Genomic DNA, 16818 nt, shown 5'->3' with positions numbered 1-16818 from the left:
ATGATTTTCCTTAATTATAATGCTTTCTTCAGCTCATCCACTTTATCCAAACGTTCCCATGGAAATTGTTCTCTTCCATAATGGCCATAAGTAGCTGTTTTTTGATATATCGGGCGAAGTAAATCGTGGTGATCAATAATGCCCTGGGGAGTTAAATTAAAATGAGTATGAATCAAATCAATGATTTCGCTATTTTTTAAACGACCGGTTCCAAAAGTCTCAACGGAAATTGATGTAGGTTCAGCAATTCCGATAGCATAAGAAACCTGAATTTCACATTTATCTGCTAATCCTGCCGCAACAATATTTTTAGCAACATGGCGCGCTGCATAGGCCGCGGATCGGTCTACTTTTGATGGATCCTTACCAGAAAAACATCCACCACCATGTCTGGCCATACCACCATAAGTATCTACAATAATTTTTCGACCAGTTAAACCACAGTCGCCCAGAGGGCCGCCTATAACAAATCGTCCAGTTGGATTAATAAAATAACGTGTTTTACTGGATAACCATTCAGCAGGAATAACCGTTTTAATTATTTCTTCACGAACAGCTTCTGTTAATTCGCTGTGGCTGATCTCTGGGGCATGCTGGGTAGAGAGCACTACAGTATCGACTTCTACAGGAACTCCATTTTCATATTTTAAAGTCAACTGACTCTTGGCATCAGGCCTTAACCAGGGTAGTTTGCCGGATTTACGCAAACTGGCCTGCTTTTCCATTAATCGGTGTGCATAGGCTATAGGTGCAGGCATGTACACGTCGGTTTCACGACTGGCATAGCCAAACATGAGCCCCTGATCCCCTGCTCCCATAATTTGGGTTGTTTTATTATCAACGCCCTGAGCAATATCAGGTGATTGTTTACCAATTGCTGAAAGTACCGCACACGACTCCCAATCAAATCCCATTTGTGAACTGTTATAGCCGATTTCTTTTATTACATTACGGGTAATTTCATCAACATCAACCCAAGCTTTGGTTGTTATTTCACCCCCGACTAAAACCATTCCTGTTTTTACAAAAACTTCACAGGCAACTCGTGCTGCAGGATCCTGCTTTAAAATAGCATCTAAAATAGCATCTGAAATTTGATCGGCTATTTTATCCGGATGCCCTTCGGATACAGATTCGGAGGTAAAAACATAACATTCACTCATTGAAAATCCTCTACATTATAACGTTCATTTACAGTATTCAGACAAGTCTAGCGGTTAGCCTGATTTTCTTTCATTAATTGGATAAAATCATCGAACAGTATTTCGATATCATGTGGTCCTGGACTTGCTTCTGGATGCCCCTGAAACCCAAAAGCGGGTTTACTTTTATGTTTGATGCCCTGCAAGGTATTATCAAATAATGAGCGGTAGGTTACTTCCAAACAGTCAGGAAGACTTTCTTCATCCACGGCAAATCCATGATTCTGGCTGGTAATGTACACTTTTCTATCACCTTGAGTTGCAACGACCGGGTGATTTGCCCCATGATGGCCAAATTTCATTTTTTGAGTTGTTCCACCACAAGCAAGAGCCAATATCTGGAATCCCAGACAAATTCCAAAAACAGGAATTGAACTCTCTAAAATTTCTCGAGTTGCTTTGATCGCATAATCGCAAGCCTCTGGATCACCAGGTCCATTAGACAGAAAGATACCGTCTGGATTCATTGCCAACACTTCTGCTGCAGTAGTTTTAGCTGGAACTACCGTTAAATGACATCCCTTATCATGTAATATGCGCAGGATATTATTTTTTACACCAAAATCATAAGCCACTACATGAAAGTGATTGGGTTGGGATCCAGATCCCCAATGGCCCAGGCCTTCATGCCATCGCTCAATGGTTTGTCTTGAAACTTCCAGAGCTAGATCCATTCCTTCCAGTCCTGAAAAGGCTTTGGCCTTGGCAAGAGCCTTTTCTGGATCATTCACTTCTGTTGTGATGCATGAGCCAATCGCACCATGTTCACGTAATCTTATAGTTAAATCACGAGTATCAATACCAGAAATAGCCACTATTCCGTGCTTCTTAAGCCAGTCAGGAAGTGATTGCTGAGCCCGATAGTTACTGTGTAAAATGGCACAGTCTCGCATCACCAAACCAGCAGCCCAGATTTTATTCGACTCCAGATCCTCGTCATTACATCCAGTGTTACCAACATGTGCCGCAGTTAAAGTAATAATTTGTCTGGCGTAAGAGGGATCGGTTAGCATTTCCTGGTAGCCCGTCATTGAGGTATTAAAAACCAACTCTCCAACACAATCACCATCAGCGCCTGCTGATACCCCTTCGTACATTGTGCCATCAGCTAACACTAGAATTGCTGGTTTATTAATCATGTATATGCTCTTTTATGTTCAATATAAGTCACTCATTGCTTCATATAGGACAAATTATGCAGTGCATTCCATGCACATTTTGACAAATTCAGCAATTGTAACTTAGTTATTTCAAAATTTCATGTCTTCAAAAAATTTTTTCACACCGGCAAACCAGGAGCTGGATCGCGGAGAATGATTCGATTTGGCACTTTCCAAAGACTCTTGAAGTTGGGTCAGTAATTCCTTTTGTTCTCGCGATAAATTAACTGGAGTTTCCACAACTACTTTACACAGCAAATCACCTTGTCCATGACCACGAACGGACTTCATTCCCTTCCCTCTTAAGCGAAATACTTTGCCAGTTTGTGTTTCCTCTGGAATTTTCAAAGTGACTCGGCCTTCAAGAGTAGGTACTTCTATTGAGCCGCCTAGTGCAGCAGTAACAAAACTAATGGGTACCTCGCAATGCAAATCATTTTCATGGCGTTCAAATATCGAATGGTTTTTAACGTTTATTTGGACATACAGATCTCCAGGACCTCCACCATGTATCCCTGCCTCGCCTTCGCCACTTAACCGAACGCGATCGCCATTATCAACACCAGCAGGAATCTTGACTGTTAATTTCTTGCTCTCACGGATTCGCCCCTGGCCGTGGCAATTGGTGCAGGGATCTGAAATGGTTTTCCCTTCACCATGGCAACTCGGGCAGGTTTGTTGAATGGAGAAAAATCCTTGCTGAATTCTGACCTGACCTATTCCATTACATGTTTCGCATGTTTTCGGACTGGTGCCTTTTTTGGCTCCAGACCCGGAGCAGACCGTACAGGAGCCATGACGTGGAACAGTAATTTCCACTTCTTTGCCTGTTGCCGCTTCTTCAAGTGTCAGTTGCACGTTGAATTGCAGATCGGAACCTCTTTGTCCTCGTGATTGACGGCCTTGACCCCGTCCTCCCGAAAATATGTTTTCAAATATATCCTCAAATACATCACCGAAGCCGCCAAATCCACCGAAACCACCATGACCGCCAGCGGATGCATCAACACCAGCGTGTCCAAACTGATCATAAGCAGCTCGTTTTTGAGGATCGGAGAGAATAGCATACGCTTTTTGAATTTCTTTAAATTTTTCTTCTGCAGAGGCATCATCGGGATTACGATCAGGGTGATACTTCATCGCCAGTTTGCGATAGGCTTTTTTAATTTCCGCATCACTAGCACCTCGACTAACTTCTAAGAGTTCATAATAATCCCGCTGTTCCATAACTGCTCACATTTTTTATAAATCAATGACCGTTACCAGTACGCTGTTCAAAAGGTTAACTACCAGTAGCGGTCAAAAACAAACGGGACGATAAAATCGCCCCGACCCAATTAATTATTGACTAGAATCGAATCAATAATACAGAAGCAATTTTATTGCTTATCGTCTTTAACTTCTTCAAACTCAGCATCCACAACCCCTTCATCAGCAGGTTTTGAAGATTCCTGATGTTGTGTTGCGTCTGCAGATGAAGCCTGACCTTCTGTTGATTTTTTAGCATAAACACGCTCTGCCATTTTACCAGAAGCTTCAGTCAACACCTTCAGTTTCTCTTCGATATGAGCTTTATCGGCTCCCTGAATGGCTTCTTTTAATTCAGAAATTGCGGTTTCAATTCCTTTTTTCTCATCTTCAGCCAATTCAGCACCTAAATCCTTCATGGATTTTTCACAACTGTGAATCATGGTGTCTGCCTGATTACGAAGCTCTGCCATTTCTTTAAATTTCTTATCTTCTTCAGCATGAGATTGTGCGTCTTTTACCATTGCCTCAACTTCTTCATCACTCAAACCACTGGACGCTTTAATAACAATAGACTGCGCTTTTCCAGTAGCTTTATCCTTGGCAGATACATTCAGGATACCGTTGGCATCGATATCAAAAGTCACTTCAATTTGCGGAACACCTCGTGGTGCAGGAGGAATATCACCCAAATCAAAACGGCCAAGAGATTTATTTGCTGACGCTTGCTCTCTCTCACCCTGAAGCACATGAACAGTCACTGCAGTCTGGTTATCATCGGCAGTTGAAAAGACCTGATTGGCTTTAGTCGGGATAGTAGTATTTTTATCAATAAGCTTGGTCATAATACCGCCCATTGTTTCAATACCTAAAGACAGAGGTGTTACGTCGAGTAATAAAATATCTTTCACTTCACCAGACAATACTGCCGCCTGGATTGCAGCACCAACTGCTACTGCTTCATCAGGATTCACGTCTCTTCTTGGTTCTTTGCCAAAAAACTCTTCAACAGTCTTTTGAACCAAAGGCATACGGGTTTGACCGCCAACCAGAATCACTTCATTAATTTGTGACACAGTAAGACCCGCATCCTTCAATGCTGTTTTGCAGGGAGCTACGGTTCTCTCAACCAGTTTTTCAACTAATGATTCGAGTTTAGCACGAGTCAGTTTGATGTTTAAATGTTTTGGTCCAGATGCATCAGCAGTAATATATGGCAAATTAACGTCAGTTTGTTGAGCAGATGACAGTTCAATTTTAGCCTTTTCTGCTGCTTCTTTCAGACGTTGTAATGCTAAAGGATCGTTGTGTAAATCAATACCTGAATCCTTTTTGAATTCTGCTGCCAGGTAATCAATCAAAGCCAGGTCAAAATCTTCACCACCCAGGAAGGTATCACCATTCGTAGCCAATACTTCAAATTGATGTTCGCCGTCTACTTCTGCAATTTCAATAATAGAAATATCAAAAGTACCACCACCAAGGTCATATACCGCAATAATGGAATCACCACGTTTTTTATCCATACCGTAGGCAAGAGCTGCGGCAGTTGGTTCGTTAATGATACGTTTTACTTCAAGACCAGCAATACGACCAGCATCTTTGGTAGCCTGTCTTTGAGAGTCGTTGAAATAAGCAGGTACGGTGATTACTGCTTCTTTAACTTCTTCACCCAGATAATCTTCGGCTGTTTTTTTCATTTTACGTAATACTTCAGCAGAGATTTGTGGTGGAGCCTTATCTTGATCTTTTACACGAACCCAGGCATCCCCATTGTCTGCTTTAACAATTTTATAGGGAACCATTTTAATGTCTTTTTGAACAACGGCATCATCAAATTTACGACCAATCAAACGCTTAATCGCAAATAAGGTTTTTTCCGGGTTGGTTACTGATTGGCGTTTTGCAGACTGACCAACCAATACTTCATTGTCATCGGTGAACGCAACAATAGAGGGTGTGGTTCGATGACCTTCACTGTTTTCAATAACTTTGGGTTTGTCACCTTCCATTACAGCAACACAAGAGTTGGTGGTACCCAAGTCTATTCCTATAATTTTAGCCATTCTTTCTTGCTCCAAATAAGTAGTTTCTAATGCGATAATTGTCATATGGGGCGTAACACGCCAATTTCAAGCTTTTTTATAAAAAATCTGTTTTTTTACAGCAAAAATCATCACGATTCATTGCCTCATTCAGCAGATAATTTTTTGGATACAATAACGCGAGCAGGTCGAATTACTCGTTCGTTCAACAGATACCCCTTCTGAACCACAGCGATAACTGAATTCGGAGGAGTTCCAGGAACATCCTGAATGGACATTGCTTCATGTTTTTGAGGATCAAAAGCTTCACCCATAGGATCGATTGGGGTTGTATCAAATTTTTGTAATACATCAGTAAAGAGCTTCATGGTTAATTCCAGTCCTTCATGCATGGCAGCATCTGTATTTTTATCAGCAAGCTGCAATGCCTGCTCAAGACTGTCCACAACAGGCAACAAAGCGGAAATCAATTTTTCCATACCGTATTTGTGTGCGTTTGCTACCTCGCGCTCCATACGTCGACGCACATTATCCAACTCGGCGAGTGCACGTACCGATTTTTCCCAGTTTTCATGAGCTTTTTGCTCCGCCAGAGTCAATTGCTCCTCTAATGCTAAATAACTTGGATGACTAAGCGCTGGCTCAGAATGAACCTCTTCCTCAGGAATTTCTTCAGCGAAATCCTCGTCATGGTTCGTGTGTTCTTCCTTAAATTTATTCCAATCTTTTTTATCATGTTTACTCATCAATATGCTCCTGACAAACCTGACCGTTACACATGGGGGCGATTCATTTGTTTTTCAAGTCCTTGTTCAAGAATTAAATATAGACCAGATTTTTTCCTTACTTGCAGTAAATGTTCATTTATTCCATACTTAGGTATCAAAAAAAACAGATGAGTGTATTATGCAAGAATGGTCGCCAGTGTCCTGGCAACGGTATTCGTATTTGCAAGCGGCAACTTACGTAGATCAGGAATTATTAAATAAAGTAGTTGAACAGTTAAGTGTATTACCTCCACTCGTAACCAGTGGTGAAGTCAAGAACTTAAAAAGTGAAATAGCACGAGCCGGACGAGGAGAAGCATTTATACTTCAGGGCGGTGACTGTGCTGAATCCTTTAATGATTGCCGCTCTGAAGTCATTAGTAATAAATTGAAAATCATTTTGCAGATGAGTTTGATTTTATTGTACGGCTTACGTAAGCCTATCATTCGAGTTGGACGAATTGCTGGCCAATATGCAAAACCCCGTTCTTCTGACTTTGAAACCATTGATGGCATTACCTTGCCCAGCTATAGAGGGGATATAGTCAACTCCCCTGAATTTAGCCAATCAGCCAGGGAGCCGAACTCCAAATTATTGTTGCAGGCCTACAGTTGTTCCGCCATGACCCTCAACTTCATTCGTGCCTTGCTCGATGGAGGTTTTGCTGATCTGCATCATCCTGACCGTTGGGATTTGGGATTTGTTGAACACTCAACACAAAAAGATGAATACCAGCACATTGTCGACTCAATCGCCGATGCTTTGGATTTTTTAAAATCAATTGATGGAATCCGTTCCAGTAATTTGAGCAAAGTAGATTTCTATACCTCTCATGAAGCCTTGCATTTACATTATGAGCAGGCTTTAACACGTCAGTTAAAAGATGGCCGCTGGTACAATCTGTCAACGCATCTCCCCTGGATTGGCATGAGAACAGCCCAGGTTGATAGCGCGCATCTCGAATTTTTGCGTGGCGTTGAAAATCCAATTGGTATTAAGGTAGGCCCAGGAGCAACCGCAGAATGGCTGGCTGAAGTGCTTCAAATAGCCAATCCTCATCGTGAAGAAGGCCGAGTTCTGATCTTTACGCGCTTGGGAGCCAAACATATCGACCGATTATTACCTCCACTTATTGAAGCAGTACAAAAAACTCAAATACCTGTTACATGGTCTTGTGATCCCATGCATGGTAATACAGAAACTACTGCAGACGGCACTAAGACGCGCCATTTTGACAACATACTTTCAGAATTGGAACAAGCGTTGGAAATCCACAATTCCATGGGAAGTTATCTGGGCGGAGTCCACTTTGAACTGACTGGAGACAATGTAACGGAATGTATTGGAGGCGCTCGAGGTTTAGCAGCTGATGATCTTAAAAAAGCGTACCATAGCCTGGTTGATCCCAGATTAAATTACGAGCAATCGATAGAGATGGCCATTCAATTAAGCAGGCAATTTAGAAACGCGTAAGAGTAATCCAGTATCAGATTGCAGGTTGGGGGGTTATTTCTCAAAGCCTGTAGTCTGTTCGAAAACAATTACTGAGCTCTAGGTATTGAAGTGTTGGGCAATATACTCTGGAATACGTTGATCCAGCCAATATACTGGCTCCCATATTTTATTTCCGGCAATAAAGCCTACGTGCCCCCCTTTTTTACTAACCTCTAGAGTAATGGATTCGGATAATTCATGCTCTGCAGGGAGCACATCAGTTGTCATAAAAGGATCATCCTCTGCGTGTATCACAAGTGTCGGGATATCAATATAACGTAAATACTGTCTGGAGCTTGATTCCCGATAATAAGCATGGGCATTATTAAATCCATATAACGGCGCGGTGACTTTATCATCAAAAGTCCAGAAGCAAGTACAATCCGCAGCCCTTTTCAAAACTTCAGGGGGATTTTTTAAATAATTTACTTTGCGTGCAAAAACGGATTTAAACTGATTGAGTAGATGTGTTTGGTACACACGAGAAAATCCGGTATTCATTTTATCGGCGACTTTATTCAATTGAAAGGGAACGGATACCGCAACCGCTGTTTCAATTTTCGATTGAACTCGTTGCTCGCCCAGCCATTTAAGTAACACATTTCCCCCCAAAGACACGCCTACAGCTGCTTTTTTTGTATTCGGTTCTCGAGTGGTTAACGTGTTCATCAAAAAATCCAAATCGCCAGTATCACCAGAATGGTACGCTCGCGGCAATCTATTGATTTCTTGACCTGCACCACGAAAATGCATTAATACTGCACGCCAGCCCTGCTGATTAAAAGCATTCATAAATCGAGCAACATAACTGGAATTCACACACCCACCCAATCCATGCAAAATGACAATCAAGGGAGAACTATCCGGCAGATTGGCCGTACTCCAGGCCAAATTCAAAAAATCACCATCAGGTAAATCAAGTTTTTCCACTTTATCCACTGGTGCTGGCAAAGGATGTCTCAAGGAAGCATAAATAGTTTGAGCATGAGCATTTGAAAGCCACCACGCAGGTTTGAATTGACTTTCAATAATCATAATTACCTCGAGTGATATTGCGGGCTCAGATCATGTACGGATTCAATCATCACAGCAAGTTGCTCTGGACGCACATCGGGTGTAATACCATGCCCAAGGTTAAACACATGTCCGGCTCCATGCCCAAAAGATTCCAGTACATTTCCCACTTGTTTGCGAATACACTGGTCCGTGCTTAACAAAACAGTTGGATCCAGATTCCCTTGTAACGCTACTTTCTCGCCTACTCGTTGACGTGCTAATTTCAAATCGCAAGTCCAATCAATCCCAAGCGCATCACAACCTGTATCGGCCATCAGTTCCAGCCATTGTCCGCCACCTTTGGTAAAGAGAATAATGGGTATTTCCGGACTATAAGCTTTAACCTCATGGACAATCTGCCGCATATAATGCAAAGAAAAATCCTGATAATTTTTCGGGGTTAAAATCCCACCCCAGGTATCGAAAATCATCACGGCATTTACCCCTGCCTTTATTTGCTCAATTAAATATTGACTCACCGAGTTAGCCAATTTATTCAATAAGATATGAGCGGCTCTATCTTCAGTATAGACCAGTTTGAGAATGCGTTTAAAATCTCTGCTACTGCCACCTTCAACCATATAACAGGCCAAAGTCCATGGACTGCCAGAAAAACCAATTAAAGGCAGATTCTCAGGCATTTCGCGACGAATCAAACGCGCAGCATCCATTACATAACCTAATGATTCAGCCATATCCGGAACGACCAAAGATTCAATTGACTCTGGATCTCGAACAGGATGAGTAAAACACGGCCCTTCACCCTCTGCAAAATACAACCCCAAACCCATTGCATCAGGTATAGTCAATATATCAGAAAACAGTATGGCAGCATCCAAAGGAAATCGACGCAAAGGTTGCAGGGTAACCTCACAAGCCAGCTCCGGATTTTTGCACAAACTTAAAAAATCACCTGCCTGTTCTCTTGTTTTTCTGTATTCAGGCAAATATCGTCCAGCCTGACGCATTATCCATACCGGAGTCCGTTCAACTGGTTGACGCCTTAAAGCTCGAAGAAACAGAGATTGGTTGATATCGTACATCATGAATTCTCAATTACGTTATAAAATTAACCTTATGGTAACACGATAGAGCGTTCAATGCAGTGGTATCTGTTCTTGAATACATTCATGGCGCTGGTGTAAAATCAAATTCAGTTTATTGTTTATTATCCTTGGACAAGCAGATGGATTACTTAAAAATATCAGCCCTAAACGTGGCTACCCAGATTGGTGTGCATGCTTGGGAACAACGGATTAAGCAACAATTACTCATCGACATCACCATCCCATCCGACTTTACTGGCTGTAAAGACAATCTGGAGGATACTCTGGATTATGATGCTCTATGCCAATTAGTCACTCAATTCGTTGAATCCAATTCATTTCAACTCATTGAAACTGTAGCCAATAAAGTATCTGAATTAATTAAAAAAGAATTTAAACTGAGAGAAATAACAATATCAGTGAGTAAACCACATGCTATAAAAAATGCGGGCAATATCCAGGTGACGGTGAATAGATAAAGTCTATCCACCAGCGGGTGTAACCATTCCACGAAGTCGTTCATTTTTGGCTAAAGTAATTTGCGCCTTTTGTGCTAAAACCCGATTTGCATAAGGACCAACTACTACGCGGAACCAATTTCCCTGAGCATTGGTTACAGGTACAACGCGAACATCGAACCCCTTGAGAATGAGCAAACCCTTCAAATGTTCAGCATCTTGCCTGGCTTTAAATGCCGCCACTTGAACTAAAAAAGCCCCCTTTCCACTTTGAGCAGCTGTTAATGGCTTTCCATCAGCAACTTTTACTGAAGCAGTTTGAGCGGTTCCTGGTGTTTTGGGTTTTACTGAAGTATTAGCGGCTGCTGTTATCGCTGCAGTCCCATTAGAGACAGGGGTTGGCTTGGCTGGAGTTGATGTGACGGTTGCAGTCGTCGGACGAGCCGCATTTGAATTAGAGGCTGCAGGCTGGGATGCACCTTTTTCATTAGCCAATAAAGTATAAAACTCAAATTTGGGTTTTGGCGGTACCTGTGCTCGCTGGGGTTCAGATTTAGCGGCTACCTGGGGTTTCTCATGATTAGCAAGCACCTGAGTGTTCATCCAGGTGCTTATCGTTTGTGGATCCCAAAAGGTAGCAGTCAGATAGCCCAACAGGAAAGTAACTGCAATTACCAATAATTGATGAGGAGCGCTTCTTCTATGATGAGTGGAGCGCTTGGTTCCATAATCTCTTGCCATTACATACTCTCTGGAGCCGAAACGCCCAATAAATCCAGGCCATTATTTAAAACCTGACGCACAGCTTCAAGTAAACAAAGACGCGCGCAACGTAATTGCTCATCCTCGCATAAAAGCTGAACTGCGTTATAGTAACTGTGCAATCCGTTAGCCAGCTCTCTGAGATAGTATGCCAGTTGATGAGGTTCACATGTTGCCGCAGATGTTTCAATAATCTCAGGATATCGGCATACCAAGGTAATTAAAGCAGTTTCATGAGACTTATCTAACAGGTTGATGTGCTCCAGCCCCAAAGATCGATCCCAGTTCATCCCCCGTTCGTTTAATTGTTTCAGTACGCTGCAAATTCGTGCATGAGCGTATTGAATGTAATAAACCGGATTGTCTGTTGACTCAGATTTTGCTAAATCCAAATCAAAATCCATGTGCTGTTCTGGTTTACGTGCTACATAGAAAAAGCGAGCCGCATCATTACCGACTTCATCCCGCAGTTCTCTTAAAGTGACAAAAGATCCGCTACGAGTAGACATCTGCACTCTATCGCCACTTCGATACAATATGGCAAATTGCACTAACAGTACCGTTAATGCACTCTCATCATGACCCAAAGCTTTAACCGCAGATCGGATTCGGGTTATATAACCGTGATGATCAGCACCAAAAATATCAATCACACGATCATAACCTCGGTCGTATTTATTCCAGTGGTAGGCGACGTCAGAAGCAAAATAAGTGGTTTGTCCATTGGCACGAACAAGCACTCTATCCTTTTCATCACCAAAATCTGTGGCTTTAAACCAAAGCGCCCCTTCTTTTTCAAAGGTGTGCCCGCCATCTTTCAGCGCCTGAATTCCTTTTTCAATTGAGCCGTCTTCAAATAAAGATTGCTCTGAGAACCAACTTTTATATTCAACGCCAAATCCCGATAAATCATCCTTGATATCATCCAGGACAGTATTCAAGGCGTAGGAGTGAAACAATGCAAAACCCGTTGTTCCTAATAATGTTTGTGCGCGCTCAATAACAGCATCAATAAACAGTTCTTTATCCCCACCCTGAGGTTCATCAGCAGGCAGATCGGCGATAACATCTTGCCAGGGACGCACATAAATGGTGCTGTGCTCTGTGTGTACTGTTTTTGCTATCTCATAAACATATTCACCTTTATAAGCATTTGCAGGAAATACGACTGGCTCACCAGATAATTCCAGATAGCGCAACCAGACACTGGCCGCCAATATATTCATTTGCCGCCCGGCATCATTGACATAATATTCTAAAGTTACATCATAACCGGCAGCACTTAGTACATTCCCGAGAGTAGCGCCAAATGCCGCTCCTCGTCCATGACCTACATGCAAGGGTCCTGTTGGGTTGGCAGATACAAACTCAATCAAAACTTTTTGATTTTTACCTAAATTACTGCGTCCAAACTCCTTACCAAGCTTCAGTATTTCACCGACAATCATAGATCGGGCACTGCTGCGCATAAAAAAATTTATAAAACCGGCGCCAGCAATTTCAATTTTTTCTACAGAAGGATCCTCAGGCATAGACTGTACTAAAAGCTCTGCTATTTTCCTGGGTGCCTGACGACATGGCTTTGCCAGGATTAATGCCAGATTACTGGCATAATCACCATGAACAGGGTCTTTTGCATTATCCACTTTGATCTCAATATCAAGATCAGAGGGAATTGCACCTGATTGTTGTAATGCAGTCAAAGAGTGTTTTAAAAGATGCTCCACTGTATGTTTCATACGACTCATATTTCCGTCAAAAATACTGTTATTATGCTCTTTTTCATGCCAGATGGAAAGGTTATCCATAAAGTTAAATTAATCAATCGCCTCATAAGACTTATTAATATGGCCATCCTGAGATAATAAAATAGCTATTGGCCTGGTCGAATCAAAATGAGCAAATACTATCATCATCATGACGGTTATAGGCACTGATAAAAACATCCCCAGAATCCCCCAGATGGCTCCCCACAAACCTAAAGCAAACAAGATGATCAAAGGGCTTAAATTCAGTGATTTTCCCAACAATCTGGGTTCGAGAAAATTTCCTACAATAAACTGGATCGTCACGATTCCTGAGGTAACTTCTACAAACGGCCACCAACTTTCAAATTGAATCAAAGCCAAAGCCGCAGGAAATGCAGTAGCCACAATTGCGCCTATATTGGGAATGTAGTTTAAAAAGAAAATTAATAAAGCCCAAAATTCAGCAAAGTCCAAATGCACCCATTTCATAATGAGCCAACTGGCAGTTGCCGTAATAAAACTTAATAAAGTTTTAATACCAAGGTAGGTTTGTGTGTCTTTTGTAATATGAGAAACAATATTTTTTACGAGTTTTCTGTGCTCTTTCTGAGGGAAAAATGCATCCATTTTTTGACTGAAATAATGTTGTTCTACAAAAAGAAAAACAACATACAAGGAAATTAAAACAGCCGAACTGGTTAACGTTGTAAACACACTATAAATATTAAGAACCATAGATTGAATGCTTAAATTCTTAATGATGCTATCAAAGTCAGCAAAGGCTTTAATGTGGAATCGCTTTTCCAGATTATTAAAAATCGCGATTAAATTGTCCTGATAGCGAGGTGCTGCCTCGATCACATCATTCACGTTATTGCTGATGATGTTAAGTAATATTTTCACCATAACTGCAACAACAATAAGGGACAAAATCATACTGATCCAGTTTGGAAATCGAAATCCTACAAAAGGGATCCTCTGCATCCCGCTGTTTATGGTATTCAATAAATGCCAGATAAATATTGAAATCACTATAGGTATCAATAACCCACGACCTGCGATTAATAAATAGCCACATATCCAGACTAAAATTAGTGCTGCCGTAAAATGTATGATGCGGCTCATTCTGTTGAACTCCCATTCTTGATTGATGCTCACAAGACGTATCTAAAACGCCCTCATTAAAAATTCCTTCTACCCGGACCTCGAAATGTTCATAAGTTCTGGCTCAGTCGCAAAGCATGTATTTTCCTGTTATCATTCATTTTTTTACAGAATAATAATACCGTGCTGTTCAACTCTTGTGAATACTTAGCTGGCGTAGGCCCAACCCTTGCGGCAAAACTCGCCAAATGCGGCATTTTTACAGTGCACGATCTGCTGTTTCACTTACCCTATCGCTACCAGGACAGAACCAGAATAACACCAATTCAGGATTTACGCTCCAATGACTGGTGCGTCATTTCAGGCCATGTATGCAAGACAGAGATCAAATACGGCAAGAGAATGATGCTGAATTGCTTCGTAGAAGATAAAACAGGAGTAGTAAAACTACGATTTTTTCATTTTAACAAACAACAAGTCGCTGCTTTGAATAACAGCGGAACAATTCATGCTTTCGGTGAAGTTCGCGAATTCAATAATCATTTGGAAATGATCCATCCAGAATACCAACTACTTGATCAAGATGCTGAGTTTCGGGTCAATGAAACATTAACGCCTATTTACCCGACCACGCAGGGCTTAACCCAAACCCGATTACGGCAATTGGTACAGATTGCCTTGGCGCGTTGCGAAGAGGAGCTTCATAAGCTGGAATGGATGAGCGAACATCAACTTCAGGAACATCATTTCCCCAATCTGGGTTTTGCCATCAAATTATTACATAATCCCCCTCCAGAAACTTCATTACACGCTTTGGAAATTGGAGAACATCCTGCGCTAAAACGATTAGTATTCGATGAGTTACTGGCGCAACGATTAAGCATGCAATTCGCGAGGTTATCCCGCAGTCAGCTGCGTGCTCCATGCATACCAGTCAATAACGAATTAACAACTCATTTTTTAAGCGCCCTTCCCTTTGGCCTGACCCAGGCACAACAACGGGTTTCTAAAGAAATAGCTCTGGATTTAAGTCAAACCAAACCCATGCTGCGCCTCGTTCAGGGGGATGTAGGATCAGGTAAAACCGTGATCGCGGCCCTGGCTGCGCTTCAGGCAATAGCCCAAGGGTTTCAAGTAGCTCTGATGGCCCCTACAGATCTCTTAAGTGAGCAACATTTTAATACCTTGCGCAGCTGGCTAGAGCCCTTAAATTGTTCCGTATTGCGTCTAAGCGGTAAAATGAAGGCTGCCGAGCGAAGAAAAGCATTAACTGCTCTTGGAGATAACACATGCCAACTGATTATTGGAACACATGCCTTATTCCAGGAGGACGTCGAATTTTCACAATTGGGTCTTGTGATCATTGATGAGCAACATCGATTCGGAGTAGAGCAACGTTTGCTATTGCAGCAAAAAGGACAAAAGGATCAATTAATTCCACATCAACTGCTTATGACTGCGACCCCTATTCCCAGAACCTTATCCATGACCCATTTTGCCCATTTGGATATCTCGATTATTGATGAACTTCCCCCCGGAAGAACTCCAGTGAGTACAGCTGTACTAAATCAGGAAAAAAGAGAGGCAATTATTGAACGATTGCGGGCTGGAATAGCCAGCGGCCGGCAAGCATATTGGGTGTGCACATTAATTGAAGAATCAGAAAAATTACAATGCATGGCAGCAACAGAAACAGCCCAAAAATTACAAGAACAATTAACATCTGTACGGGTAGGATTAGTTCATGGGCAAATGAAATCTTTGGAAAAAGAAGCGACTATGGCTGCATTTAAATCAGGAGAAATTGATTTACTGGTCGCGACTACAGTTATTGAAGTTGGGGTAGACGTTCCTAATGCCAGTCTAATGATTATAGAAAATGCAGAAAGGCTAGGATTATCACAATTGCATCAATTACGAGGTCGAGTGGGTCGAGGTAATGCTCAATCGCATTGCCTTCTTCTCTATCAAAGCCCTTTATCGCAAAACGGTTCAGAGCGCCTAAAAGTCATGCGTTCCACTCATGATGGGTTTATCATTTCAGAAAAAGACCTGGAGCTCAGAGGCGCGGGGGAATTATTAGGAACGAAGCAAACCGGTTACAGGCAATTTAAATTAGCTAATTTACAACGAGATAAATCACTAATTGCACTTTTGCCACCCATAGCGAAACAATTACTGGCTGAAAGACCTGAAATCGCCCGAGCCATTACTCAGCGGTGGTTAGGTCATTTTGAACAGTTTTTACAAGGATAAAAAATAGTTTCAATAATATGAATGTCAAGACTGTTTTTTAATTATTTCTTTGCTAAGATACACAAGTTTATTTTATACATATCCACCAATTTCCTGTGGATAAAAAATCCTCCCTCAATTTTCACTCTAACCAAAATAACGCTTAGGTGTTTCATATTATCCTCCTTGGATAAGGACTTTTGTATTTTTTTGAACAGTAATTACGCAACTCATTTATCCACAAAATCTGTGGATAACCCTGTGAGTAGTACTTAGAATACCCTGTAAAATCAGTTCATTTTTCACATGCATCAGAACTTACCAATGTGCTCTGGGGAGAAGGTTTAGGGTGAGGGGGGGTCAATACTTGCGCGCAAAAGTGCGCTCATTCAGGTGAACGTCTCGAGATGGGATCGAAAGAAGCTCAATATCCCCGGACACAAGTGAGCGAACTCAGGGATGACAGATGAACAATACGAGCGCCCAGAAACA

13 protein-coding genes are annotated in these 16818 nt (G+C 41.8%); 3 read left to right on the top strand and 10 right to left on the bottom strand.

The window, feature by feature from the left end:
• Nucleotides 1-14: 14 nt before the first annotated feature.
• The 5 genes from metK to grpE all read right to left on the bottom strand — a co-directional run bounded on the left by metK (nucleotide 15) and on the right by grpE (nucleotide 6401).
• Nucleotides 15-1163, bottom strand: coding sequence for a methionine adenosyltransferase (gene metK / locus G543_RS0115185; protein WP_028385277.1), 1149 nt, complete (start codon nucleotides 1161-1163; stop codon nucleotides 15-17).
• A gap of 47 nt (nucleotides 1164-1210) precedes the next feature.
• Complete coding sequence (gene carA, locus G543_RS0115180) at nucleotides 1211-2341, bottom strand: glutamine-hydrolyzing carbamoyl-phosphate synthase small subunit (protein ID WP_028385276.1); 1131 nt, start codon at nucleotides 2339-2341, stop codon at nucleotides 1211-1213.
• Nucleotides 2342-2452: 111 nt separating this feature from the next.
• The gene (dnaJ, locus tag G543_RS0115175; protein ID WP_028385275.1) at nucleotides 2453-3589 is read right to left on the bottom strand and encodes a molecular chaperone DnaJ; all 1137 of its coding nucleotides are present in this window, start codon (nucleotides 3587-3589) and stop codon (nucleotides 2453-2455) included.
• A gap of 152 nt (nucleotides 3590-3741) precedes the next feature.
• Entirely contained in the window at nucleotides 3742-5676 is a 1935-nt protein-coding gene (gene dnaK, locus G543_RS0115170) for a molecular chaperone DnaK (protein WP_028385274.1), read from the bottom strand.
• Between the two features lie 125 nt (nucleotides 5677-5801).
• A complete protein-coding gene (gene grpE, locus G543_RS0115165; RefSeq protein WP_028385273.1) occupies nucleotides 5802-6401 on the bottom strand; it encodes a nucleotide exchange factor GrpE in 600 nt (199 codons plus the stop codon).
• Between the two features lie 160 nt (nucleotides 6402-6561).
• On the opposite strand from grpE, the gene G543_RS0115160 reads away from it, so the two are divergent.
• Entirely contained in the window at nucleotides 6562-7896 is a 1335-nt protein-coding gene (locus G543_RS0115160) for a 3-deoxy-7-phosphoheptulonate synthase class II (protein ID WP_028385272.1), read from the top strand.
• A 78-nt stretch (nucleotides 7897-7974) separates the two neighbouring features.
• On the opposite strand, the gene G543_RS0115155 is transcribed toward G543_RS0115160, so the two are convergent.
• Entirely contained in the window at nucleotides 7975-8952 is a 978-nt protein-coding gene (locus tag G543_RS0115155; protein WP_028385271.1) for a hydrolase, read from the bottom strand.
• A gap of 2 nt (nucleotides 8953-8954) precedes the next feature.
• Nucleotides 8955-10016, bottom strand: coding sequence for a uroporphyrinogen decarboxylase (hemE, locus tag G543_RS0115150; RefSeq protein WP_028385270.1), 1062 nt, complete (start codon nucleotides 10014-10016; stop codon nucleotides 8955-8957).
• A gap of 143 nt (nucleotides 10017-10159) precedes the next feature.
• Between hemE and folB the strand changes: the two genes are divergently transcribed.
• Nucleotides 10160-10498, top strand: coding sequence for a dihydroneopterin aldolase (gene folB, locus G543_RS0115145; RefSeq protein ID WP_028385269.1), 339 nt, complete (start codon nucleotides 10160-10162; stop codon nucleotides 10496-10498).
• Between the two features lie 3 nt (nucleotides 10499-10501).
• On the opposite strand, the gene G543_RS0115140 is transcribed toward folB, so the two are convergent.
• The 3 genes from G543_RS0115140 to G543_RS0115130 all read right to left on the bottom strand — a co-directional run bounded on the left by G543_RS0115140 (nucleotide 10502) and on the right by G543_RS0115130 (nucleotide 14112).
• A complete protein-coding gene (locus tag G543_RS0115140; protein ID WP_028385268.1) occupies nucleotides 10502-11218 on the bottom strand; it encodes an SPOR domain-containing protein in 717 nt (238 codons plus the stop codon).
• Nucleotides 11218-12978: an arginine--tRNA ligase gene (gene argS / locus G543_RS0115135; protein ID WP_028385267.1), complete on the bottom strand. Its 1761-nt coding sequence runs from the start codon at nucleotides 12976-12978 to the stop codon at nucleotides 11218-11220. Before argS ends, G543_RS0115140 begins: the two co-directional genes overlap by 1 nt.
• 78 nt (nucleotides 12979-13056) lie before the next feature.
• The gene (locus G543_RS0115130) at nucleotides 13057-14112 is read right to left on the bottom strand and encodes an AI-2E family transporter (RefSeq protein ID WP_028385266.1); all 1056 of its coding nucleotides are present in this window, start codon (nucleotides 14110-14112) and stop codon (nucleotides 13057-13059) included.
• 162 nt (nucleotides 14113-14274) lie between these two features.
• Between G543_RS0115130 and recG the strand changes: the two genes are divergently transcribed.
• Entirely contained in the window at nucleotides 14275-16347 is a 2073-nt protein-coding gene (gene recG, locus G543_RS0115125) for an ATP-dependent DNA helicase RecG (protein WP_028385265.1), read from the top strand.
• The last annotated feature ends 471 nt before the right edge of the window (nucleotides 16348-16818 follow it).

The sequence above is a fragment of the Legionella moravica DSM 19234 genome (assembly GCF_000423305.1).
Classification (GTDB): Bacteria; Pseudomonadota; Gammaproteobacteria; order Legionellales; family Legionellaceae; genus Legionella; species Legionella moravica.
This window is presented reverse-complemented; position numbering and strand designations above follow the sequence as displayed.

Coding starts and splice junctions, on each gene's coding strand:
- hemE (WP_028385270.1), bottom strand. CDS start 10,016: ATGTACGATATCAACCAATCTCTGTTTCTTCGAGCTTTAAGGCGTCAA.
- metK (WP_028385277.1), bottom strand. CDS start 1,163: ATGAGTGAATGTTATGTTTTTACCTCCGAATCTGTATCCGAAGGGCAT.
- G543_RS0115155 (WP_028385271.1), bottom strand. CDS start 8,952: ATGATTATTGAAAGTCAATTCAAACCTGCGTGGTGGCTTTCAAATGCT.
- grpE (WP_028385273.1), bottom strand. CDS start 6,401: ATGAGTAAACATGATAAAAAAGATTGGAATAAATTTAAGGAAGAACAC.
- dnaJ (WP_028385275.1), bottom strand. CDS start 3,589: ATGGAACAGCGGGATTATTATGAACTCTTAGAAGTTAGTCGAGGTGCT.
- folB (WP_028385269.1), top strand. CDS start 10,160: ATGGATTACTTAAAAATATCAGCCCTAAACGTGGCTACCCAGATTGGT.
- argS (WP_028385267.1), bottom strand. CDS start 12,978: ATGAAACATACAGTGGAGCATCTTTTAAAACACTCTTTGACTGCATTA.
- dnaK (WP_028385274.1), bottom strand. CDS start 5,676: ATGGCTAAAATTATAGGAATAGACTTGGGTACCACCAACTCTTGTGTT.
- G543_RS0115130 (WP_028385266.1), bottom strand. CDS start 14,112: ATGAGCCGCATCATACATTTTACGGCAGCACTAATTTTAGTCTGGATA.
- G543_RS0115160 (WP_028385272.1), top strand. CDS start 6,562: ATGCAAGAATGGTCGCCAGTGTCCTGGCAACGGTATTCGTATTTGCAA.
- carA (WP_028385276.1), bottom strand. CDS start 2,341: ATGATTAATAAACCAGCAATTCTAGTGTTAGCTGATGGCACAATGTAC.
- G543_RS0115140 (WP_028385268.1), bottom strand. CDS start 11,218: ATGGCAAGAGATTATGGAACCAAGCGCTCCACTCATCATAGAAGAAGC.